This window comes from Tistlia sp., assembly GCF_040905785.1.
Lineage (GTDB): Bacteria > Pseudomonadota > Alphaproteobacteria > Kiloniellales > DSM-21159 > Tistlia.
The window spans coordinates 1-22454 of sequence record NZ_JBBDQW010000009.1; the positions used below are offsets into that span (position 1 = coordinate 1).

The window sequence follows — 22454 nt, forward strand, 5'->3', positions numbered from 1 at the left end:
CGCCGATCAGCAAGCAGGAGCCATTGACATAGAAAGCCCCATACAAAGCTCGGGGCGCGGCGGCGCCATCGTGCTGGTCGCCTCGGTCGCCGCCAAGGTCGCCGCACCGCCGCTCGCCGCCTACGCGACGGCCAAGGCCGGCCTGCTCGGGCTCGGGCGCACGGCCGCGATCCACTGCGCCGACAAGGGCTACGGCATCCGGGTCAACACGCTCTGCCCCGGCTTCGTCGACAGCGCCATGGTCGAGGAGATCGCCGCCTCGCTCGCCGGACCCGGGGGCGACGCCGCCGCCGTGCGCGCCAAGCTGACCCGCCGCCAGCCGCTCGGCCGCATGGCCAGCGCCGCCGAGGTCGCCGAGGCCGCGCTCTGGCTGGCCTCCGACGCCTCGAGCTACATGACCGGCGCCGAGCTGGTGCTCGACGGCGGCTTCAGCGCCGGGTAGCCGCCGCCACCGGCGCCTTCACGCCCCTCGACACGCTCGGGGCGAAGCGAATGGCCGGGCGGGTTGAAAGTTCGCTTCGTCCCGAGCCTGTCGCGGGACGTGGGAGCACCGACCCGACCGCCCCCGCCGCCGCCGCCCTACCCCGCGATCGCCTTCAGGATCGCCTGGCCGCAGGCGCGGGTGTCGGCCGTGCCGCCGAGGTCGCGGGTGCGCGCGGCCGGGTCGGTCAGGACCGCCTCCATGGCGCCTTCCAGGGTCTTGGCCGCCTCCGGCTCGCCCAGGAAGTCGAGCATCATGGCGGCGGTCCAGACCGCGGCGATCGGGTTGGCCACACCCTGCCCGGCGATGTCGGGCGCCGAGCCGTGGACCGGCTCGAACATCGAGGGCAGCGCCCGGCTCGGGTTGAGGTTGGCCGAGGGCGCGATGCCGATCGAGCCGGCGACCGCCGGCCCCAGGTCCGAGAGGATGTCGCCGAACAGGTTGGAGCCGACGACGACGTCGAACCAGTCGGGGTGCTGGACGAAGTGGGCGGTCAGGATGTCGATGTGGAACTGCGCCGTGCCGACGTCGGGATAGCGCCCGGAGGCCTCACGGAAGCGCTCGTCCCAGAACGGCATGGTGTGGACGATGCCGTTCGACTTGGTCGCCGAGGTGACGTGCTTGCGCGGCCGGGTCCGCGCCAGCTCGAAGGCGTAGTCCAGGATGCGGTCGGTGCCGCGCCGGGTGAAGACCGCCTCCTGCACCGCCGTCTCCTGCGCCGTGCCGCGGTAGAGCCGGCCGCCGATCTCGGAGTACTCGCCCTCGACGTTTTCGCGCACCACGACGAAGTCGATGTCCTCGGGCCCGCGCCCGGCGAGCGGCGAGGTCACGCCCTTGAGCAGGCGCACCGGCCGGACGTTGGCGTACTGGTCGAGCTCGCGCCTGAGCGGGATCAAGAGGCCCCACAGCGAGACGTGGTCGGGCACGCCCGGCCAGCCGACCGCGCCAAGGTAGATGGCGTCGAAGCCCTTGACCTGCTCGACGCCGTCCTCGGGCATCATCCGGCCGGTCTCGGCGTAGCGCTCGCAGGACCAGTCGAAGGCGCGCCACTCGATCGAGAAGCCGTGCCGGGAGGCGACGGCCTCGGCGGCCGCCTGGCCGACCGGGATGACCTCCTTGCCGATCCCGTCGCCAGGAATGGTGGCTATGACATAGCGCCGATTGCTCATGCTCTCTCGCAGCTCCTTGGAGTAAAGGGCGACGCCGCCGGCGACGCGGGGGGTGTGTGCGGGGGCGCATTCTTGGAGCAGTCGGCTGCCTCGCTCAACCGGTTAGCCTGCAGGGGTGCCTTGACGCAGGCCCGGCCGCCTGCCTGAATCCGCGCCCGAGCAGCTTGCGGAGCCGCCATGCCCGACCCGATCTCCTGGGAGTTCGCCTGGCCCTACCTGCTGGCCGCGCTGGCCGGCGGCTACCTGCTCGGCTCGATCCCCTTCGGGCTGGTGCTGACGCGGCTCGCCGGGCTCGGCGACATCCGCCAGATCGGCTCGGGCAACATCGGCGTAACCAATGTGCTGCGCACCGGGCGCAAGGACCTGGCGGCGGCGACCCTGGTGCTCGACAGCGGCAAGGGCGCGGCGGCGGCCCTCATCGCCTTCTGGTGGGGCGGCCCCGACACCATGCTGGTCGCCGGCTTCGCCGCCGTGCTCGGCCACCTCTTTCCGGTCTGGCTCGGCTTCAGGGGCGGCAAGGGCGTGGCGACGACCCTGGGCACGCTGCTCGCCGTCGCCTGGCCGGTCGGCCTCGCCGCCTGCGCGACCTGGGCCCTGGTCGCCGCGCTCTTCCGCTACTCCTCGCTGGCTGGGCTGGTCTCGCTGGCCACCGCGCCTGCCTTTGCTTGGTTCCTGAGCAAAGATCTGCAACTCGTTGAATTTGCAGGACTTCTTGCCGTCCTCATCTGGCTGCGCCATGGCGAGAACATCGGTCGCCTGCTGCGCGGCCAGGAGAGCAGGATCGGCCGCAAGTCCGAGGTGGAGAAGGGGGAGCCGAGGCCGTGAGCGAGCTGCGCGAGATCGAGGCCAACGGCCTGCGCCAGTGCGTCGAGATCGCCGGCCGCGCGGAGGCGCCGCCGGTGCTGCTGGCCCACTCCCTGGCCTGCAGCCACGAGATGTGGCGCCCGCAGATCGCGGCCCTGGCCGCCGACCACCGGGTCGTCGCCTGCGACCTGCGCGGCCACGGCCGCACGGCGGCGCCCGAGGGGCCCTATTCGCTGGCGCAGCTGGCCGAGGACCTGCTCGCCCTCGCCGAGGCGCTCTCGCTCGGCCGCTTCCACTTCGTCGGCCTGTCGATCGGCGGCATGATCGGCCAGCAGCTCGCGCTCGCGGCGCCCGGGCGGCTGCGCTCGCTGACGCTCTGCGCGACGACCAGCCGGATCCCGCCGGAGGGCCGCGCCGCCTTCGACGAGCGCGCCGAGACCGCCCTGACCCGGGGCATGGCGGCGCTCGCCGAGCCGACCCTGGCGCGCTGGTTCACCGAGGGCTTCCGCGCCGAGTACCCGGACGCGGTCGCGGCGATCCGCGCCCAGATCCTGGCGACCCCGGTCGCGGGCTACGTCGGCTGCTGCCGCGCGATCCAGCAGCTCGACCTGACCGCGCGCCTGCCGGAGATCCGGCTGCCGACCCTGGTCGTCGCCGGCCGCGACGACCCCGGCATGAGCCCCGCGGTCATGGCGACGATCCGCGACGCCATCCCGGGCGCCGAGCTCCAGGTCCTCGAGCAGGCCGCCCACCTGCTCAACGTCGAGCAGGCGGCGGCGACCACCGCGCTGCTGCGCCGCTTCCTCGGCGCGCACGGCGGGAGCTGAGCCGCCCGTGGCCCGGGCCTCCCAGGAACGGCCGGAGCCGGACTCCCGGCGTCCGCTGAGCGAGGCCGAGCGGCTCGCCTGGCTGCGCCTGCTCCGCAGCGAGCATGTCGGCCCGGTCACCTTCCGCCAGCTGATTGCCCGCTTCGGCAACGCCGCGGCCGCCCTGGAGGCGCTGCCCGAGCTGGCACGGCGCGGCGGCCGGCGCGCGGCGCCGCGCATTGCCTCCGCTGCCGAGGCCGAGCGCGAGCTGGAGGCGGTCGAGCGCCTCGGGGCCTGGACGCTCGGCCTCGCCGAGCCGGGCTATCCGGAGGCGCTGGCGGCGATCGACGACGCGCCGCCGCTGCTCATCCTCAAGGGCCGCCGCGCGCTGCTCGAGCGGCCGGCGGTCGCGGTGGTGGGCGCCCGCAACGCCTCGACCAACGGCCGCGCCCTCGCCCGCAGCCTCGCCGGCGACCTGGCCGGCGCCGGCTTCCTCGTCGCCTCGGGCCTGGCGCGCGGCATCGACACGGCGGCCCACGAGGGCAGCCTCGAGGCCGGCACCGCCGCCGTCGTCGCCGGCGGCCCCGACGTCTTCTACCCGCCGGAGAACCGCGCCCTGCAGGAGGCGATCGCCGAGCGCGGCCTGCTGGTCGCCGAGCAGCCGCCGGGCACCGAGCCCCTGGCCCGCCACTTCCCCCGGCGCAACCGCATCATCTCCGGGCTGTCGCGGGCGGTCCTGGTGGTCGAGGCGGCGTTGCGCTCGGGCTCGCTGATCACGGCGCGCCTGGCGCTCGAGCAGGGCCGCGAGGTCGGCGCCGTGCCGGGCTCGCCGCTCGACCCCCGGGCGCGCGGCTGCAACCTGCTGCTGCGTCAGGGTGCGATCCTGGTCGAGGAGGCGGACGACCTGCTGCGCGAGCTCGCCGGGCAGCGCGCGCCGCTCCGCCCGGGGCGCTTGCGCGAAGCGCCGGACGCGCCGGAACCCGCCGCCAGGGACGACGAGACTCACGCGTCCGCGCGCGCCCGCGCGGCGGTCGTCGAGTGCCTCGGCCCCTCGGGGGTCGCGGTTGACGAAGTGCTGCGCCGGTGCCAATTGTCTGCCTCCCTGGTCAGCCTGATCCTGATGGAACTGGAGCTGGCCGGGCGTTTGGAACGCCAGCCGGGCGGAAGGGTCGCACTGATCGGCGCGTCCGACTGACCGTCCGGCCTCCGTCAGGCCGCCAGCCACGAGGCCGCCGCCCGCGCTTGTCGCCGGGCCGGCGGCGCCGCTCCGGGATCCCATGCACGTCGTCATCGTCGAATCGCCGGCCAAGGCCAAGACCATCAACAAGTATCTGGGCAAGGACTACCAGGTCCTGGCCAGCTACGGCCACGTCCGCGACCTGCCGTCCAAGGACGGCTCGGTCAAGCCGGACGAGGACTTCGCTATGGACTGGGAGGTCGAGGGCCGCGGCGAACGCCAGATCAAGGAGATCGCCCAGGCCGTGCGCGGCTGCGAGCGGCTCTACCTCGCAACCGATCCGGACCGCGAGGGCGAGGCCATCTCCTGGCACATCGTCGAGGAGCTGAAGCGGCGGCGCGTGCTCAAGGACATCCCGGTGCAGCGCGTGGTCTTCAACGAGATCACCCGCAACGCCGTGGTCGAGGCCTTCAAGCAGCCGCGCGACATCGACGCCGACCTGGTCGACGCCTACCTGGCGCGCCGGGCGCTCGACTACCTTGTCGGCTTCACCCTGTCGCCGGTGCTCTGGCGCAAGCTGCCGGGCAGCCGCTCGGCCGGCCGCGTGCAGTCGGTCGCCCTGCGCCTGGTCTGCGAGCGCGAGGCCGAGATCGAGGTCTTCCGCGCCCAGGAGTACTGGAGCGTCGAGGCGCTGCTCGACAGCATCGAGGCCGCGCCCTTCAATGCGCGCCTGACCCACCTCGAGGGGCGCAAGCTGGAGCGCCTGGGGATCGGCGACAAGGCGAGCGCCGACAAGGCCGTCGCCGCGATCCGCGGCGCCGGGCGCTACACCGTCGAGTCGGTCGAGAAGAAGCAGAGCCGGCGCAACCCGCAGCCGCCCTTCACGACCTCGACGCTGCAGCAGGAGGCCAGCCGCAAGCTCGGCTTCGGCGCCTCGCGCACCATGCGCATCGCCCAGCGCCTCTACGAAGGCGCCGAGGTCGACGGCGAGACCGTCGGCCTGATCACCTACATGCGCACCGACGGCGTCTCGATGTCGAACGAGGCCGTGACCGCCGCCCGCGACACCATCGCCACGCGCTACGGCGAGAATTTCCTGCCGGGTGCGCCGCGCCAGTACAAGACCAAGGCGAAGAACGCCCAGGAGGCGCACGAGGCGATCCGCCCGACCGACTTCGCCCGCCATCCCGACGAGGTGCGCCGCCGCCTGTCCGAGGAGGACGCCAGGCTCTACGAGCTGATCTACGTGCGCGCCCTGGCCAGCCAGATGGAGGCGGCGCTGCTCGAGCAGGTCGCCATCGACATCCGCTGCGGCGCCGCGCCCGGCGCGGCGACCCCAGTTTTTTCGCGTGACAGCAGCGATGCCGCGCCCGGCGCGGCGACGCTGCGCGCGACGGGGCAGGTCGTGCTGTTCGACGGCTTCCTGCGGCTCTACCAGGAGGGGCGCGACGACGCCGAGGAGGAGGCGACGCAGCGCCTGCCGAAGCTCGCCGAGGGCCAGGACCTGACGCTGCGCGACGTGCTCGCCGACCAGCACTTCACCCAGCCGCCGCCGCGCTATTCCGAGGCCAGCCTGGTCAAGAAGCTCGAGGAGCTCGGCATCGGCCGGCCCTCGACCTACGCCTCGATCCTGCAGGTCCTGCAGGACCGCGAATACGTGCGCATCGACAAGCGCCGCTTCCTGCCCGAGGACCGCGGCCGCCTGGTCACGGCCTTCCTGAGTGCCTTCTTCCAGCGCTACGTCGAGTACTCCTTCACCGCCTCGATGGAGGAGGAGCTCGACGAGGTCTCGGCCGGCAAGCTCGACTACAAGATCGTGCTGCGCCGCTTCTGGGACGCCTTCGCCAAGGCCGTCGACGAGACCAAGGGCCTGCGCATCGCCGACGTCATCGACGCCCTCGACCGCGACCTCGGCCCGCACTTCTTCCCGCTCGATCCCGACAAGCCGGGCGTCGATCCGCGCGCCTGCCCGGCCTGCGCCAACGGCCGGCTCGGCATCCGGCTCGGCAAGACCGGCGGTTTCGTCGGCTGCTCGAACTATCCCGAGTGCCGCTACACCCGGCCGCTGCTGGCGCCGGGCAGCGAGGAGGCCGAGCAGGTCGCGAAGATGGGCGGCGACAGCATGGAGCTGGGCGCCGATCCCGAGAGCGGCCAGAAGGTGGCGCTACGCAAGGGGCCCTACGGCTTCTACATCCAGCTCGGCGAGGCCACGGAGAAGGGCGAGAAGCCGAAGCGCTCCTCGCTGCCGCCCAACGTCACCCCCGACACGCTCGACCTGGAGATGGCACTCAAGCTGCTCGCGCTGCCGCGCAGCCTGGGCGAGCACGAGGGCGAGGAGGTCACCGCCGGCATCGGCCGCTACGGTCCCTACGTGCGGCGCGTCAACGTCTACAAGTCGATCCCCAAGGACGAGGACGTGCTGACCATCGGCATGAACCGGGCGATCGACCTGCTGGCCCGCAAGCCGGGTGGCGAGGCCACGACGATCGGCGCGCACCCGGACGACGGCAAGCCGGTGACCGCGCAGAAGGGCCGCTACGGCCCCTACGTCAAGCACGGCAAGGTCAACGCCACCCTGCCCAAGGACCTGGCGCTCGAGGACGTCACGCTCGACAAGGCGGTCGAACTGCTGCGCGCCCAGGCCGCGAAGAAGGGCACGGGCAAGGCCAAGGCCCCCGCCAAGACGGCGGCCAAGCCCGCGGGCAAGGCAGCCGCCAAGGCCCCGGCGCGCGCGCGCTCCACCGCCAAGGCCAAGGCGCCGGCCCGGAAGACCGCCGCCAAGAAGAGCCCGGCCAAGGCGAAGACGCCCGCCAAGGCCGCGAAGGCGGCCGAGTGAGCGCCGCCGCGTGAGCGCCGACCGCCCCTTTCCGACCAAGGAGGAGATCCTCACCTACCTGCGCGAGGCGCCGACCCCGGTCGGCAAGCGCGAGATCGCCCGCGCCTTCGCGATCAAGGGCGCCGACCGGCAGCGCCTCAAGTCGGTGCTGAAGGAGCTCAAGGCGCAGGGCGCGCTGGAGACGCCGGAACGCCGCAAGGTCGCCGCCCCGGGCGCCCTGCCCGAGGTCGCGGTGCTGACCGTGGTCGGCCTCGACGAGGACGGCGAGACCCTGGCACGCCCGGTGACCTGGGAGTCCGACGCCCCGCCGCCGACGATCTACCTGGCGCCCGACAAGCACAGCCGCTCGGCGCTCGGCGAGGGCGACCGGGCGCTCTGCCGTTTGACCCGCATCGACGCCGGCCACTACGAGGCGCGCATCATCCGCCGCCTCGGCGGCGCCCCCAAGCGCGTGCTCGGGATCGTCGAGCTCGCCGGCGAGGGCCTGCGCGTCAAGCCGACCGACAAGCGCACCAAGAAGGACTACGTGCTGCGCAAGGCCGACGCCAAGGGCGCCGAGCCGGGCGAGCTGGTGCTCTGCGAGCCGAAGCCGCACCACGCCCGCGTCGGCGCGCCGGAGGTCTCGGTGCTGGAAATCTTCGGCAGCCTGGACAACCAGCGCGCCCTCAGCCTGATCGCGATCCACGAGCACGGCCTGCCGACCGAGTTCTCCGACGCCGCGGTCGAGGAGGCCGAGACCGCCGGCCCGGTGTCCCTGGGCCGGCGCGAGGACCTGCGCGCGCTGCCCCTGGTAACGATCGACGGCGCCGATGCCCGCGACTTCGACGACGCGGTCTTCGCCGAGCCCGACGACGACCCCAAGAATCCCGGCGGCTGGCACATCCTGGTCGCCATCGCCGACGTCGCGCACTACGTGCGCCCCGATGGGCCGCTCGACCGCGAGGCGCGCAACCGCGGCAACTCCGCCTACTTCCCGGACCGCGTCGTGCCGATGCTGCCCGAAGCCCTGTCCAACGGCTGGTGCTCGCTGAAGCCGAAGGAGGAGCGCGGTTGCCTGGCCTGCCACTTCTGGATCGACGCCGAGGGCCGCATGAAGCGCTACCGCTTCCTGCGCGGCCTGATGCGCTCGGCGGCGCGCCTGACCTACGAGCAGGTCCAGGCCGCGATGGACGGCGCGCCCGACGAGCTGGCCGGACCGCTCAGGGAACCGGTCATCGCCCCGCTCTACGGCGCCTTCCGGGCGCTGGTGACGGCGCGTGAGGCGCGCGGCACCCTGGATCTCGACGTGCCGGAGCGGCGCATCGTCATGGACGAGAGCGGCACCGTGGTGCGCATCGAGCCGCGCCGCCGACTCGACAGCCACCGGCTGATCGAGGAGTTCATGGTCGCCGCCAACGTCGCGGCGGCCTCGGAGCTGGAGAGCCGGCAGCGGCCCTGCATGTACCGCGTCCACGACGTGCCCGACGAGGCCAAGGTCGCGGCGCTGCGCGAGATCCTGGCGACGCTCGACCTCAAGCTCGCCAAGGGCCAGGTGATCCGCGCCGCCTCCTTCGGCCGGATCCTGGAGATGGCCGCCGGCCAGCCCTACGCCCAGATGGTCTCGGAGCTGATCCTGAGGAGCCAGTCGCAGGCGATCTACAGCCCCTCGAACATCGGTCACTTCGGCCTTGCGCTGGTCCGCTACGCGCACTTCACCTCGCCGATCCGCCGCTATGCCGACCTGCTGGTGCACCGCAGCCTGATCGACGCGCTCGGGCTCGGCGACGACGGCCTGACCAAGACCGAGGTCTCGCGCTTCGAGGAGATCGCCCAGCACATCTCGACGACCGAGCGACGCGCCGCGGCGGCCGAGCGCGACGCCGTCGACCGGCTGACCGCCGCCTTCCTCAAGGACCGGGTCGGCGAGACCTTCGAGGGGCGCGTCAACGGCGTCACCCGCTTCGGCCTCTTCGTCACGCTGAGCGAGAGCGGCGGCGACGGCCTGGTGCCGGTGTCGAGCCTGACCCCCGCCGACTTCTACCAGCACGACGAGCGCGCCCACGCCCTGGTCGGGCGGCGCTGGGGCCGCAGCTATCGTCTCGGGGAGACCGTCCTCGCCCGCCTGGTCGAGGCCGACCCGCTGACCGGCGGCCTGATCCTCAACCTGATCGATTCGGACGACGACTCGGGCGAGGGCGCCGGCGATACCGGGCTGCGGCACCGCGCGCCGTCCCGCAAGGCCGGCGGCCTGGGCAAGGCGCCCCCGAAGGCCAAAGCCCGCGCCAAGGGCGGCAAGGCCTCCGGCAAGAAGCCGAAAGCGCGCCGCTGAAGGCTTCGCGGCGCCCGGCTAACGATTGATTCAAACTTTGCGCGCTTCAATGGCCGTGAACGAGGCTTCCCGGCAACCGAAGGGTCGCGGCCCCGTCTCGACATTTACCATGTCTCCGCAATACTGTGGTGCATGATGCGGTGCGATAGGCGCCTGTCGGGGGCACCACTCGCCAAGAGGGATCGGGATTTGCATGACGGCGTTTGACCGCGGCTCCACTCCGCGTCCGGGCCTGACCAGGCTCGGTGCGATCGCCTTGACCGTTCTCCTGCTCGGATCGTGCGCTGCCACTCCGGCGCGCCAGCCGCAGCTCGGCGCCGACACGGCGTTCGACGAGAGCCAGGTCCGCCGGATGTTCACCGCGGGCTACCAGGACATCGCCTCGGTCTACCTCGACGACGTGCCGGTCAGCCTTCTCGCCCTGTCGGGCCTGCGCGGGCTGGCGGAGCTCGAGCCGAGCCTCGCCGTGGTCGAGGAGCCGGGCGCCTTCGTGGTCACGGTCGGCGGCCTGCGCGCCGGCCGCTACGCCGTGGCCGACCGGAACGCCAGCGGCCCCTGGGCGCGGACCACCGCCGAGGCGGTCGAGGCCGCACGCAAGCTGTCCCCGGAGCTCTCGGCGCGGCCGGTCGAGGAACTCTACGAGACGATGTTCGACTCGATGCTCGACGAGCTCGACAGCTATTCGCGCTACGCCGGCCGCGACGAGGCCCTCGAGAACCGCGCCAGCCGGGACGGCTTCGGCGGCATCGGCGTGCGCATCCGCGTCGTCGAGGAGGGCGTGCGCGTGATGGACGTCATGGAAGGCACGCCGGCCGAGGCCGCGGGCCTGATGAACGAGGACCTGATCGTCGCCATCGACGGCGAGACCGCGATCGGCATCGACCAGCGCGATGTCGTGCGGCGCCTGCGCGGCCCGCTCGAGAGCTCGGTCGACATGACGGTACGCCGCGACGGCACCCTGCAGCCGCTACGGCTCCAGGTCGTGCGCACCCACATCGTGCCGCAGACCGTGACCTACCGGCCTGAGGGCCGGGAGGCCTACTTCAGGATCAGCGGCTTCAACCAGGACACCACCCGCTCGCTGCGCGACAAGATCCTCCAGGCCCAGCGCGAAATGGGCGACCAGCTGGCCGGCTACATCCTGGACCTGCGCGGCAACCCGGGCGGCCTGCTCGACCAGTCGGTCACGGTCTCCGACCTGTTCATCGGCCAGGGCCGCATCGTCTCGACCCACGGCCGCCATCCGGACAGCCACCAGTACTTCGACGCCCAGGAGGACATCGTCACCGGCAGCCGGCCGATCGTCGCCCTGGTCAACGGCAACTCGGCCTCGGCCTCGGAGATCGTGGCGGCGGCCCTGCAGGACAGCGGCCGGGCGGTCATCGTCGGCTCCAACTCCTTCGGCAAGGGCACCGTGCAGACCGTCATGCGGATGCCCAACGAGGGCGAGCTGACGCTGACCTGGGCGCGCTTCCATGCGCCCTCGGGATACGCGCTGCACCACCGAGGCGTGATGCCCGACATCTGCACCAGCACCGACGTCGGAGACGCCGAAGAGGTCGTCGACCGCCTGATCGCCGGCCAGATGCCGATTACCCGCGCCGTGCGCCAGGCCTCGTTCGAAAGCGAGGACGAGACCGCCCTCGCCGCCCTGCGCGCCAGCTGCCCGACGCGCGAGACCGAAAGCGAGATCGACATCAAGGTGGCGCGCCGCCTGATCGAGGACCCGGGACTTTTCGCCCGCGCCCGCGGCGACATCCCGAACACCGCGGAGCGCGACGGCCAGGTCTCGGCGCTCGCCCGGTAGTGCCGACGCCCTATAGTGCCGACACCATGACGCCCGCCCCATGACCGGGGCGGCCGGCGCCAGCCGGCGCCCGGTGCTGCCTCCGCGCGACGCCGCAGGCGTGGTGGTGCTGCGCGACGGCCGGCGCGGCCCCGAGGTCCTGCTGGGCCGGCGCAGCCGGCGCGCCCGCTTCATGCCGAGCGTCTATGTCTTTCCCGGCGGCGGCCTGGATCCGCTCGACCGCCGCGCGAGCGGCTTCCTCGAGCCGCTGGCACGGCCGCAGGGCCCGGTCGACGCCGCGACCCGCCGCAGGCTCGCGGCCCTCGCCCGCTGCGCCCTGCGCGAGGTCTGGGAGGAAACCGGCCTGCTGCTCGGCCGGCCCGGCCGCCCCGAGGGCGCGGCCGACGACCTTGCCGGTCCCTGGCGGCCCTTCGCCGAGGCCGGCCTGACGCCGGCCTTCGAAGGCCTCAGCCTGGTCGCCCGCGCGATCACCCCGGCCCGCTCGCCGATCCGTTTCCACACCCGCTTCTTCCTGCTCGACGGCCTGGAGCCGACGCCGGCCGGACAGGGCGACGGCGAGCTCGAGGACGTCGGCTTCGTGCCGACCGCCGAGGCGCTGGACCGTCCGATGTCGAGCGTCACCGCCCTGGTGCTGGCCGAGTGCATGGCCCGCCGGCGCGACCCGGCGCGGCCGAGTCGGCTCTTCGCCTGGCGCCTCGGCGAGACCCCGATCTACCGCTGAGGCCCGCCGCCTGAAAGCCGCCACGGCGGCGCTCCGGCGCTTGACAAGCCGGCGCGGAACGCTAATCTCCGCGGCTCTTCGAAGAAGCCAACGAGACAGGCCGCCTGGCGGGTTCACGCCGGGGCGCCGACGAGGAAAAGATCATGGCCAAGTCCGTCACGCAGTGGATCAAGCTGGTTAGCACCGCCGACACCGGCTACTTCTACGTGATCAAGAAGAACCCGCGGAACCAGACCGAGAAGATGTCCTTCCGCAAGTACGACCCGCGCGTGCGCAAGCACGTCGAGTTCAAGGAATCCAAGATGAAGTAGCGGCGCCGCGGGACCTCGGTCCCGCCGGCTGCCCTGCGGCAGACGCGAAGACGGCCGTCCCTTTCGGGGCGGCCGTTCGCGTTTCGGCGGCTCGAAGGCTGCCCCCCGTCGGGCCGTTCAGGCGGGCATCCGTCGGTCGTACTCCGTCCGCAGGAGGCGCCAGGCGTCCCAGAAGGGCGTCGGCTCCTTGCCGCTCGCGCGGGCGACCAGCAGGTCGAGGTGCCCGTGCCAGCCGGCGGAGACGGCGAGCTGCGTCGAGCGGTCCGGCAGGCGGCAATGGGTTACGGTCAGCAGCACCTCATTGCCCTTCGGCTCCAGCGCGAAGGAGACGTCGCCGCTGCCGTTCCAGGTGAAGGCGAGCCTGCGGGGAGGATCGAGCTCGGTGATTCGGCTTTCCATCCGGTGCTCGCCGGAAAAGCCGGGCGGCCGCTGACCCGGCGGATCGGTCAGCTCGTCGTTCCGCCAGACCAGCTCGAACGGCGTGCCGACGCGCATCTCCATCTCGCCCGCCGCCAGCCACTGGCGGCGCAGCTCGCTCTGCGTGAGATAGGCCCAGACGCGCTCGATCGGGCCGGGCAGGAGGCGCTGGATCGTCAAGGTGGCAGGCTCCGTGAGCACGCCAAAGCCGTCGAGAGTTGCAAGTTCGGTCATCGGTCGTCTCCTGTGTCGGTGGGGAACTGGCCTGTCTCCTCCTGGCGGAGGAGCTGTTCGAGGACGTCCAGACGCTCCGTCCAGAAGCGCTGGTAGAAGCTCAGCCACTGGTGTGCGCCGGCGAGCGGCCCGGGGTCGAGGCGGCAGAGATGGGTGCGGCCGCGGACCTCGCGGCGGAGCAGCCCCGCCTTCTCCAGCGCCTTGACGTGCTTGGAAGCGGCCGCCAGGGAAATGGCGAAGGGTTCAGCCAGCTGGCCCACCGTCCGCTCGCCACCGGCCAGCTCGCGAAGCATCCGGCGGCGTGTGGGATCGCCGAGGGCGTGGAAGACGGCGCTGAGCTGAGGCGTCTCTAATTCAACCATGTGGTTGAATATAACGGCGTGCGGCTAGAAGGTCAACCGAATCATTGTATGATCGTCGTGCCCTGCCGCCGGTGCCTTCACGCCCCTCGACAGGCTCGGGACAAAGCGCAAGCAGGACGACGCCCCCTGTTCGCTTAGCCCCCCCCGGGGGGGGGGGGGGGGGGGGCGTGCCCGCTCACGCGGCCACGCAGCACCGCCACCGCTCCCACGCCCCTCGACAAGCTCGGGACGAAGCGTATGGGGGAGCTCGGGAAGAAGCGACGCGTGGAATCCCTCGCGCCCTCAGGAGCGCCCCAGCCGGCCGCCGGCGTAGCGCGGACCGGCGCGGCCGGTTTCGTCCGGCGAGGCTGCCGCGAGGACGCGGTCGCGCCCCGCCTCCTTGGCCTCATAGAGCGCCACGTCGGCGCGCTTGAGCAGCTCCTCGCCGGTTTCCATCGGATCGGTCGCCGTCGCCACGCCGGCGGAGAAGGTCACCGTCAGGCCCTCCTCGCGGTCGGGCACGGAGAAGCGCTTCTCGGCGATCAGTCGGCGCAGCCGCTCGGCGACCGCGAAGGCCTGCTCGGGCTCGGTGTCGGGCATGATCACGACGAACTCCTCGCCGCCGTAGCGCGCCAGCATATCGAAGCCGCGCACGCTGTTGCCGATGCGCCGAGCCACCTCCTGCAGCACCGCGTCGCCGGCGTCGTGGCCGAAGGCGTCGTTGACCTCCTTGAAGCAGTCGAGATCGAGCAGCATGATCGAGACCGGCTTCTCGCTGTCCGCCATCTCCATGAGCTTGCGCTCGAGGTGGGCCTTCAGGTAGCGACGGTTGTAGGCGCCGGTCAGAGAGTCGGTGTAGGCCATCGAGACGGTGCGGTCGAGCAGGCCGCGCAGGCGGTCGTAATAGCGGCGGCGGCGGATCTGGGTGCGCACCCGGGCGCGCAGCTCGTTGCGATCGATCGGCTCGATCAGGTAGTCCGAAATGCCCAGCTCCAGCCCCTTGGCGAGCCGGGGAAGATCGGTCTCGTCGAGCACCAGGAGCAGCGGCAGCTGGCGCGTCGCCTCCTGGCTGCGCAGCTGGGCGCAGAGCCGCAGGCCGTCCTGCCCGCCGAGGTCGATATTGACGATCGCGAGGTCCGGGCTCGGCTCAGCCTGACCGCGCTTCAGCGCTTCGCCGGCCTCCAGCAGGATCTCCGTCACGTGACCGGCCTGGCCCAGCTGGTCGGCGACGCGCTGGGCGCGGCGCTCCTGGCTGTCTACGACCAGGATGCGCGCGCCGGCCAGCTCTTCCTCGCCGCCGAGGTCGTCCAGCATGCCGGCACCGGCAGTCGCCTGGCGGGCCCGCAACTCGTCCGTCAGCGCTTTCAGGCGGACGAGCGAGCGGACCCTGGCGAAGAGCGCCAGGTCGTTGATCGGCTTCGACAGGAAATCGTCCGCGCCGGCCTCTAGGCCGCGCACGCGGTCGGACACGTCGGTCAGGGCCGTGACCATGACCACCGGGATGTGCCGGGTCCGGGGATCCTCGCGCAACCGACGGCAGGTCTCGAAGCCGTCCATCCCCGGCATCATCACGTCGAGCAGGATGACGTCGGGCGAATCGGAAAGGGCCCGCTCCAGCGCGCCGGCTCCGTCAAAGGCCGTGATGACGTCGAAGTACTCGGCGCTCAGCTTGGCCTCGAGGACCTTCACGTTCGGCAGGATGTCGTCGACGACCAGGATTCGGGCTGACAAGGCTCTACTTCCGACCCAGAGCGTCTAGCTCAAGAAGCGCTCGACCGTTTCCAGGAACTTGGTGACCGAGATCGGCTTGGCAATGTAGGCCTCGCAGCCGCCCTCGCGAATCTTCTCCTCGTCGCCCTTCATGGCGAAGGCGGTGACCGCGATCACGGGGATCTGCTTGAGGTTGTCGTCCTCCTTGATCCACTTGGTCACCTCCAGGCCCGAGACCTCCGGCAGCTGGATGTCCATGAGGATCAGGTCGGGGCGATGCTGCCGCGCGATCTTCAGGGCTTCCATGCCGTCCTTGGTCTGCAGGATATTGTAGCCATGGGCTTCCAACAGATCGTGAAACAGCTTCATGTTGAGGTCGTTGTCCTCGACCACCAACACCGTCTTCGGCTCACGGCCGGCGATGACTCCGGCCTTGTGATCGCTCATGTCTCGCTGGCTCCCCTGAAGCACAGTGCGCCTCCCGCAGGTTAGCAGAAACTATCGGTGCGTCTGTCAGCCCATTTCTAACGGTCTGTTGGTTAAGGTTTCGTTAGGCAGGGCCACGGCCGCTCTCCGGCAGGAGCAATTCGAATGAGGATCGGCATCGACCTCGGCGGCACCAAGATCTCGGCCCTGGCGCTGGACCTGGACGGGCGCCCCCTGGCGCGGGCGCGGATCGAGACGCCGCGCAACGACTACGCCGCGACCCTGGCAGCGATCGCCGGCCTGGTCGAGCGGCTCGAATCGGAGACCGGGCGCCGCGGCTCGGTCGGCCTCGCCATTCCCGGCAGCCTGTCGAGCCTGACCGGGCGGGTCAAGAACGCCAACTCGACCTGGCTGATCGGCGAGCCGCTCGACCGCGACCTCGCGGCGCGCCTCGGCCGACCCGTTCGCGTCGAGAACGACGCCAACTGCTTCGCCCTCTCGGAAGCCAGCGACGGCGCGGCGGCGGGCGCCGCCACGGTGTTCGGCGTGATCCTCGGCACCGGCGTCGGCGGCGGCCTGGTCGTCGGCGGCCGGCCGCTGCCGGGGCGCGACGGCATCGCCGGCGAGTGGGGTCATAACCCCCTGCCCTGGCCGCGCGACGACGAGCGGCCGGGGCCCTCCTGCTACTGCGGCCGGGCCGGCTGCATCGAGACCTTCCTGTCGGGCCCGGCGCTGGCGCGCGAGGCCGGCGCGGCGACCGGCCGGGAGGCGGCCTCGGCTGCCGCGGCCGGCGAGCCGCGCGCGACCGCGGCCCTGGAGCGCTACGTCGAGCGCCTGGGCCGCGCGCTGGCTCACGTGGTGAACATTCTCGATCCCCATGTGATCGTCCTCGGGGGCGGCCTCTCGGAGCTCTCCCTGCTCTATCGCGAGGTGCCGCCGCGGCTCGCCGGCTGGGTCTTCTCCGACCGACCCGACACGCCGATCGTGGCCCCGCGCCACGGTGCCGACTCGGGCGTGCGCGGCGCCGCCTGGCTGTGGCGCACCGAGGAGCTGGCGGAGGCCGCCGGGCGGTGACCCAGCTCTGCCGGGACTGCTGCGCTCTGACCGCGCCGCCGCGCGGGAGCCCGGAAGGCCGCTGCCCCTCCTGCCGCAGCCGGCGCCTGGTCGCTCACCCGGAGCTGACCGGCCTCTCGATCGCGCACCTCGACTGCGACGCCTTCTACGCCTCGGTCGAGAAGCGCGACGATCCCGGCCTGCGCGACCGGCCGGTGATCGTCGGCGGCGGCCAGCGCGGCGTCGTCGCCGCGGCCTGCTACGTCGCCCGCCTCTACGGCGTCCGCTCGGCCATGCCGATGTTCAAGGCCCTGGCCGCCTGCCCGGACGCTGTCGTCATCAAGCCCGACATGGCCAAGTACCGGGCCGCCGGCGAGGAGATCCGGGCGCGCATGCGGGCGCTGACCCCGCTGGTCGAGCCGCTGTCGATCGACGAGGCCTTCCTCGACCTGACCGGCACCGAGCGGCTGCACCAGGCTCCGCCGGCGGTCGTCCTGGCGCGCCTGGCCGCGGAGATCGAGCGCGACCTCGGGCTGACCGTCTCGATCGGCCTCAGCCACAACAAGTTCCTGGCCAAGATCGCCTCGGACCTCGACAAGCCGCGCGGCTTCGCCGTGATCGGCGCCGCCGAGGCCCGCGACTTCCTGGCCGACCGGCCGGTCTCGCTGCTGTGGGGCGTCGGCAGGGCGCTCAACGCCGCCCTGGAGCGCGAGGGCATCCGCAAGGTGCGCGACCTCTGGCCCTACGAGGAGTTCGAGCTGATCGCCCGCCACGGCGCCATCGGCCGCCGCCTCTACCGGATGTGCCGGGGCCTCGACGACCGCCGCGTCGAGCCCGACCAGCCGACCAAGTCGATCTCCGCCGAGACCACCTTCGAGCGCAACTTCGGCGACCCCCAGGCGCTGCTCGCCGAGCTCTGGCCGCTCTGCGAGAAGGTCGCCCGGCGGCTGCGCAAGGCCGAGCTCGGCGCCCGCACCGTGACCCTGAAACTCAAGACCGGGCAGTTCCGCAACCTGACGCGCAGCCATCGCCTGGCCAGCCCGACCCAGCTCGCCGAGGTGCTCTACCGCGAGGGCGAGGCGCTGCTGCTGCCGGCCTGCGACGGCACGGCCTTCCGCCTGATCGGCATCGGCGCCTCCGAGCTGGTGCCGGCCGCCGAGGCCGACCAGCCGGACCTGCTGGAACCCGACCGCGGCCGGCGGGCCGAGGTCGCCCGCGCCATCGAGAGCGTGCGCCAGCGCCTCGGCAGCGACTCGATCGCCCTCGGCCGCGGGCTCAAGGGGCCCGGCAAGCCCCACTGACAAGGCCGCCCCTCCGCGCGGTCTGCCGGCGATGCTATGATCGCGAGGGTGGTTCAAAGTGGGGGGACTTCCGAGATGGCGACGGCGGCGGGCGAGAGCCTGGAGGTGCTGGTGGTGGGCGCCGGGCCGGCCGGCCTGGCCGCGGCGCTGGAGCTGAACCGGCTGGGCCGCTCGGTGCGGATTGTCGATCGGAACGCGGGCCGCACCGACCTCAGCAAGGCGCTGGCGGTCAACGCCAAGACCCTGGAGCTGCTCGAGCCTTCGGGTCTCGCCGGGCGCATGGTCGCCGCCGGCATCGAGATCCACGGCGCCGCCCTCTTCTTCGAGGGCGAGAAGCTGGTGACGATGCGCTTCCAGGGGCGCGACCTGCCCCGCGACTACCTGCTCGGGCTGCCGCAGGACGAGACCGAGCGGCTGTTCGAGGAGACGCTGGCCGAGCGGGGCGTCTCGGTGGAGCGCGCCACCGAGCTGGTCTCCTTCGAGGACGACGGGGCCGGCGTGACCGCGCGCCTGAAGACGCCTTCCGGCGAAGCCGAGGTCAGGGCGGCCTGGCTGCTCGGCGCCGACGGCGCGCGCTCGACCGTGCGCGAGGCCCTGGGCCTGGACTTCGCCGGCAAGCGCTACGAGGAGCACTGGAGCCTCGCCGACGTCACCCTGGACTGGCCGACGGCGGCGGAGAACATCAATCTCTACATGCATCGCGACGGCCACGCCGACTTCTTCGCCCGGATCAAGGGCGACCGCTGGCGGCTGGTCTCCACGGCGCCCGGGGTCGTCGGGCGGCTGCCCGCGGGCGCCAGGCTGATCGCGGAGCACTGGCAGTCGGACTTCCAAGTCGCGCTGCGCCAGGTCGAAAGCTACCGCAAGGGGCGCTGCTGCCTGGCCGGCGACGCCGCCCATGTCCACTCGCCGGCCGGCGGACGCGGCATGAACCTGGGCATCTGGGACTCCGTCTCCTTCGCCAGGCGGCTGGCCGCGGGCACGCTCGACGGCTACGACGCCGAACGCCGGCCGATCGGCCGCAAGGTCCTCGACTTCACCGACCGCCTGTTCGGCATGACCCGGCTGAAGAGCCCGCTGGCCCAGGCGATGCGCAACTTCGTGCTGCGCCACCTCGCCCCCCTGCCGGCGGCGCAGCGCCGCTTCAGCCGCAACCTGCTCGGCCTCGCCGAGGAGTGAGCGGGCTACTCGGCCGCCGCCAGGCGACGCTCGCGGCCGCGCAGGCGGAGCACGGCCAGGAGCACGAGCAGCAGCGGCAGCACGACCGCCAGGTTCAGCGCCTCCCAGCCGAGCGCCTTGTGGATCGCGCCGCTGGAAAAGGCGGTGATCGCGACCGTGGTGAAGACGCAGAGGTCGTTGGCCGCCTGCACCTTGGCCTTCTCCTCCGGGCGGTAGGTCCGGGTCAGCAGCGTCGAGCCGCCGACGAACAGGAAGTTCCAGCCCAGCCCGAGCAGGATCAGCGAGCCGCCGAACTGCTCGACCTCGACGCCGGTCAGGTTGATCGCGACGCAGCCCAGGATCAGCAGGGCGCCGAGGCCGAGGATCCGGTGGATGCCGACCCGCTGGATCAGGCTGCCGGTGACGAAGGAGGGCCCGTACATGGCGATGACGTGGAGCTGGATGACGAAGGCCGCGGTCTCGAAGGGATGGTCGCAGGCGATCATCGCCGGCGGCGTCGAGACCATGATCAGGTTCATGGCGCCGTAGCCGACCATGCCGCAGAGCACCGCCACCAGGAACACCGGCTGGGCGGCGATCTCGCGCATCGGCCGGCCGCCGCCTCCGCTCTCGCGCTCCGGCAGCGGGATGCGGACCAGGGTCAGGACCGCCATCGACAGCAGCATCAGCACGCCGATCGAGACGTAGGCGCCGGCGAACATCACCGGCTCGAAGAGGTCGCGGGTGTGCTTGGCCAGCTCCGGCCCAAGCACGCCGGCGACGACGCCGCCCGCCAGCACCAGGGAGATCGCCTTCGGCTTGAAGGTCTCGCTCGCGGTGTCGGCGGCGGCGAAGCGGTAGTACATGGCGCCGGCCGCGAACAGGCCGAAGCAGAAGCCCGCACCGCAGAGCAGCAGGAAGTCGGCTTGCCACACCGCCTCGAACCCGAGTCCGGCGCCGAGCAGGCCGAAGAGCGCGCCGAGCAGGAAGCCGAAGCGCCGGCCCCGATGCTTCATGAGCAGGGAGGCCGGCACGGTGCCCAGCATCATCGCCAGGAACTGGAGTGCCAGCGGCAGCGTCGCCAGCGCCGGGTCCGTGGCCAGGCTGCCGCCGACGATCGCCGTGATCGTCATCAGCAGCGACTGCGCACTCATCGACAGCGCCTGGCAGACCGCGAGCAGCCAGACGTTGCGAACCGTCGGGTCTTGCGGCCCGGCGGCCGGAGACGGCGGCCTGGACGAGGGTGCGAGAGCGCTCATGGCGCGCGAGCATAGGCAAAGCGCTCACGGCCTTCCAGCCGCCGCGCCCGCAGGTCTGCCTTGAGCCGGAAGGCGGCCGGAGCGGGCCGGATCGCCGGCCCCTCAGCCGCGCGGGCGCTGAAACTCGCGGTTCTCGATGCCGGTGACCAGGACGTCGATCACGACCGGCTCGCCGAGCAGCTCGTTGCCGGCCTTCATCAGCCGCTCCTTGGTGTAGTCGAGCTCCCGGGCGTGCTCCTGGACGTAACGCAGCGCGTAGAGACCGTAGAGCTCGCGGAGCAGCCTGTCGCGCAGATGCGGGATCCGGCCTTCGACGAGCAGGAGCCCGGCGTCGTCCCGGACCTCCAGCTTGATCGCGAGGGTCAGGTGCCGGGTCACGACGCCGCCGCGGATCATCGGCACCATGAAGGGATCGAGAGTGACGAAGAGCGGCTGCGGCGCCGGCGCCGTGGCCGCCGACTCGGCCTCGCGCTCCTGGAGGTAGGGCAGCCCGACCTTCCAGAAGGCGATGCCGCCACCGCCGAGCAGCAGGATGACGAGGAAGAGGAGGATGGCGCGGCGCATCGCCCAACCCTAGGGCCCCGCCGTTAGGGCCTGGTTAACGGCGTCTGCGCGCCCGGTGCTTCAGAAGTGGGTCCAGCCGCGGGTCTCGAGCGCCAGCGGCCGGCCGGCTTCGTCGAGCACGCGCACCGCACCGCCCTCGGCGGCCCGTGCCGGAACGGCCCGGCCGATGCGGGTCAGCGGCAGCGCGAGGCGCGCGCTCAGGGCCGCGACCTCGCCCTCCCGTCCAGCGGCCACCCCGAACAGCAGCTCGTAGTCGTCGCCGCCGGTCAGGACCCGGGGCAGGAGGTCGGGCCGGTGCCCGAGCGCGGCGCGCACGGCCGCAGAGAGCGGCACGGCGGCCGCCTCGATCTCCAGGTCGACCCCCGACTCCTCGGTCAGATGGCTGGCGTCGGCCACGAGGCCGTCGGAGACGTCCAGGCAGGCGCTGGCCAAGCCCAGGAGCGCCGGGCCAAGCGTCGTGCGCGGCTGCGGCAGGCGGTAGCGCTCGGCCAGGAAGTCACGGTCGGCTGCCGCCAGCCCCTCGATCCGGTCCTGCAGCACGTCGAGGCCCAGGGCGCCGTCGCCGATCGTGCCCGAGACGTAGAGCCCGTCGCCGGCCTTGAGGGTGCTGCGCATCAGGCAGGGGCCTTCGGATATCGCGCCGAGCGCGGTCAGGCTGAGGCAGGTCGGGCCGGGCGTGCGCGTCGTGTCGCCGCCCAGCAGCGTCACGCCGTAACGCTCCTGGTCGGCGGCGAGGCCGGCGACGAAGCCCTCGAGCCAGGCATCCCCGACCGAGGGTCCCAGGCAGGTCGCCAGCAGGTAGCTGCGCGGAACCGCGCCCATCGCCGCGAGGTCCGAGAGGTTGACGCGCAGCAGCTTGCGCGCGACGGCCTCGGGCGGGTCGGCCGGCAGCCAGTGCACGCCCTCGACCATGGCGTCGAGCGTGACCACGCTCCGCTCGCCCGGGGCCAGCTCGACCACGGCGGCGTCGTTGCGCAGCCCGAAGGCGCCGGGCGCGCCGGCGGCCAGCGGGGCGTAGAGCCTGGCGATCGTCTCGAACTCGCCGCGCATTGGACCCTCCGCCGGGCTCCCTTAGGCCTGGAACTCCTCCTCGCGCAGCGAGCGGGCCAGGCGATCGAGCATGCCGTTGACCATGGCCGGCTCCTTGCCGAAGAAGAAGTCGTGGGCGATGGCGACGTACTCCGAGATGATGGCGCGCGCTGGCACCTCGTACTTGTAAGCCAGCTCGTAGAGGCCGGCGCGCAGCAGGACGCGCAGCAGCTTGTCGAGGCGCTCCACGCTCCACTCCTCGTCGACCACCGCCGAGAGCATGTCGTCGAGCTCGCCGATCCGGGCGTGGCTCTCGCGCACCAGCTCGGCGAAGAGCGCCTGGTCCAGCTCGCCGAGCACGCGCCCGTCGATGTCCTCGCTGACCCGGTGCTGCAGGAACTCCAGGACCACGGCGTCGGGCGCGATGCCGGCGATCTGGATCTGGTAGAGCGCCTGGACCGCGGCGAGGCGCGCCGAGCGGCGCTTGCCGTCGCCCTTCGAGCCCGGGCCCTTGCCCCTGCGCTTCGCCGGCTCCGTCATGG

21 protein-coding genes are annotated in these 22454 nt (G+C 72.3%); 12 read left to right on the forward strand and 9 right to left on the reverse strand.

Going from position 1 to position 22454, the window contains the following annotated elements:
• On the forward strand, positions 1–442 hold a 442-nt coding region (locus tag WD341_RS02640), incomplete at its 5' end, for an SDR family NAD(P)-dependent oxidoreductase (protein WP_368423863.1).
• 137 nt (positions 443–579) lie between these two features.
• Here the strand turns inward: WD341_RS02640 and WD341_RS02645 are convergent.
• Positions 580–1650 carry a tartrate dehydrogenase gene (locus WD341_RS02645; protein ID WP_368423864.1) on the reverse strand — a complete coding sequence of 357 codons (1071 nt, stop codon included), beginning with the start codon at positions 1648–1650 and terminating at the stop codon, positions 580–582.
• A gap of 177 nt (positions 1651–1827) precedes the next feature.
• Here WD341_RS02645 and plsY point away from each other — a divergent pair, with 177 nt between their 5' ends.
• From plsY to rpmG, 8 genes are all read left to right on the forward strand, one after another.
• Complete coding sequence (gene plsY / locus WD341_RS02650; RefSeq protein ID WP_368423865.1) at positions 1828–2475, forward strand: glycerol-3-phosphate 1-O-acyltransferase PlsY; 648 nt, start codon at positions 1828–1830, stop codon at positions 2473–2475.
• Positions 2472–3281 (forward strand): alpha/beta fold hydrolase, encoded by an 810-nt coding sequence (locus WD341_RS02655; protein ID WP_368423866.1) that lies wholly within the window; start codon positions 2472–2474, stop codon positions 3279–3281. Before plsY ends, WD341_RS02655 begins: the two co-directional genes overlap by 4 nt.
• Positions 3282–3288: 7 nt before the next feature.
• Entirely contained in the window at positions 3289–4455 is a 1167-nt protein-coding gene (gene dprA / locus WD341_RS02660; protein WP_368423867.1) for a DNA-processing protein DprA, read from the forward strand.
• A gap of 82 nt (positions 4456–4537) precedes the next feature.
• Positions 4538–7273: a type I DNA topoisomerase gene (topA, locus tag WD341_RS02665; RefSeq protein WP_368423868.1), complete on the forward strand. Its 2736-nt coding sequence runs from the start codon at positions 4538–4540 to the stop codon at positions 7271–7273.
• A gap of 10 nt (positions 7274–7283) precedes the next feature.
• Positions 7284–9581 carry a ribonuclease R gene (gene rnr / locus WD341_RS02670; RefSeq protein WP_368423869.1) on the forward strand — a complete coding sequence of 766 codons (2298 nt, stop codon included), beginning with the start codon at positions 7284–7286 and terminating at the stop codon, positions 9579–9581.
• Between the two features lie 256 nt (positions 9582–9837).
• Positions 9838–11388 (forward strand): S41 family peptidase, encoded by a 1551-nt coding sequence (locus WD341_RS02675; RefSeq protein WP_368423870.1) that lies wholly within the window; start codon positions 9838–9840, stop codon positions 11386–11388.
• A gap of 40 nt (positions 11389–11428) precedes the next feature.
• Positions 11429–12109 (forward strand): NUDIX domain-containing protein, encoded by a 681-nt coding sequence (locus WD341_RS02680; RefSeq protein WP_368423871.1) that lies wholly within the window; start codon positions 11429–11431, stop codon positions 12107–12109.
• A gap of 143 nt (positions 12110–12252) precedes the next feature.
• Positions 12253–12420 (forward strand): 50S ribosomal protein L33, encoded by a 168-nt coding sequence (gene rpmG, locus WD341_RS02685; protein WP_368423872.1) that lies wholly within the window; start codon positions 12253–12255, stop codon positions 12418–12420.
• Between the two features lie 117 nt (positions 12421–12537).
• Here the strand turns inward: rpmG and WD341_RS02690 are convergent, their stop codons facing one another.
• The 4 genes from WD341_RS02690 to WD341_RS02705 all read right to left on the reverse strand — a co-directional run bounded on the left by WD341_RS02690 (position 12538) and on the right by WD341_RS02705 (position 15569).
• Complete coding sequence (locus WD341_RS02690) at positions 12538–13071, reverse strand: SRPBCC family protein (RefSeq protein ID WP_368423873.1); 534 nt, start codon at positions 13069–13071, stop codon at positions 12538–12540.
• Positions 13068–13433: an ArsR/SmtB family transcription factor gene (locus WD341_RS02695; RefSeq protein ID WP_368423874.1), complete on the reverse strand. Its 366-nt coding sequence runs from the start codon at positions 13431–13433 to the stop codon at positions 13068–13070. The genes WD341_RS02690 and WD341_RS02695 overlap by 4 nt, the downstream gene beginning before the upstream one ends.
• Positions 13434–13715: 282 nt before the next feature.
• Entirely contained in the window at positions 13716–15143 is a 1428-nt protein-coding gene (locus WD341_RS02700) for a PleD family two-component system response regulator (RefSeq protein WP_368423875.1), read from the reverse strand.
• Positions 15144–15167: 24 nt separating this feature from the next.
• Complete coding sequence (locus WD341_RS02705) at positions 15168–15569, reverse strand: response regulator (RefSeq protein ID WP_368423876.1); 402 nt, start codon at positions 15567–15569, stop codon at positions 15168–15170.
• Between the two features lie 144 nt (positions 15570–15713).
• Here WD341_RS02705 and WD341_RS02710 point away from each other — a divergent pair, with 144 nt between their 5' ends.
• From WD341_RS02710 to WD341_RS02720, 3 genes are all read left to right on the forward strand, one after another.
• Entirely contained in the window at positions 15714–16622 is a 909-nt protein-coding gene (locus WD341_RS02710) for an ROK family protein (RefSeq protein ID WP_368423877.1), read from the forward strand.
• Entirely contained in the window at positions 16619–17902 is a 1284-nt protein-coding gene (locus WD341_RS02715; RefSeq protein WP_368423878.1) for a DNA polymerase IV, read from the forward strand. The genes WD341_RS02710 and WD341_RS02715 overlap by 4 nt, the downstream gene beginning before the upstream one ends.
• Before the next feature lie 75 nt (positions 17903–17977).
• Positions 17978–19081 (forward strand): FAD-dependent monooxygenase, encoded by a 1104-nt coding sequence (locus WD341_RS02720; RefSeq protein ID WP_368423879.1) that lies wholly within the window; start codon positions 17978–17980, stop codon positions 19079–19081.
• A gap of 5 nt (positions 19082–19086) precedes the next feature.
• On the opposite strand, the gene WD341_RS02725 is transcribed toward WD341_RS02720, so the two are convergent.
• The 4 genes from WD341_RS02725 to nusB form a co-directional block, all read right to left on the reverse strand.
• Positions 19087–20319: an MFS transporter gene (locus WD341_RS02725; RefSeq protein ID WP_368423880.1), complete on the reverse strand. Its 1233-nt coding sequence runs from the start codon at positions 20317–20319 to the stop codon at positions 19087–19089.
• A 102-nt stretch (positions 20320–20421) separates the two neighbouring features.
• Positions 20422–20883, reverse strand: coding sequence for a flagellar basal body-associated protein FliL (fliL, locus tag WD341_RS02730; RefSeq protein ID WP_368423881.1), 462 nt, complete (start codon positions 20881–20883; stop codon positions 20422–20424).
• 60 nt (positions 20884–20943) lie between these two features.
• Positions 20944–21933 (reverse strand): thiamine-phosphate kinase, encoded by a 990-nt coding sequence (thiL, locus tag WD341_RS02735; RefSeq protein WP_368423882.1) that lies wholly within the window; start codon positions 21931–21933, stop codon positions 20944–20946.
• 21 nt (positions 21934–21954) lie between these two features.
• Entirely contained in the window at positions 21955–22452 is a 498-nt protein-coding gene (gene nusB / locus WD341_RS02740; RefSeq protein ID WP_368423883.1) for a transcription antitermination factor NusB, read from the reverse strand.
• Positions 22453–22454 lie beyond the last annotated feature (2 nt).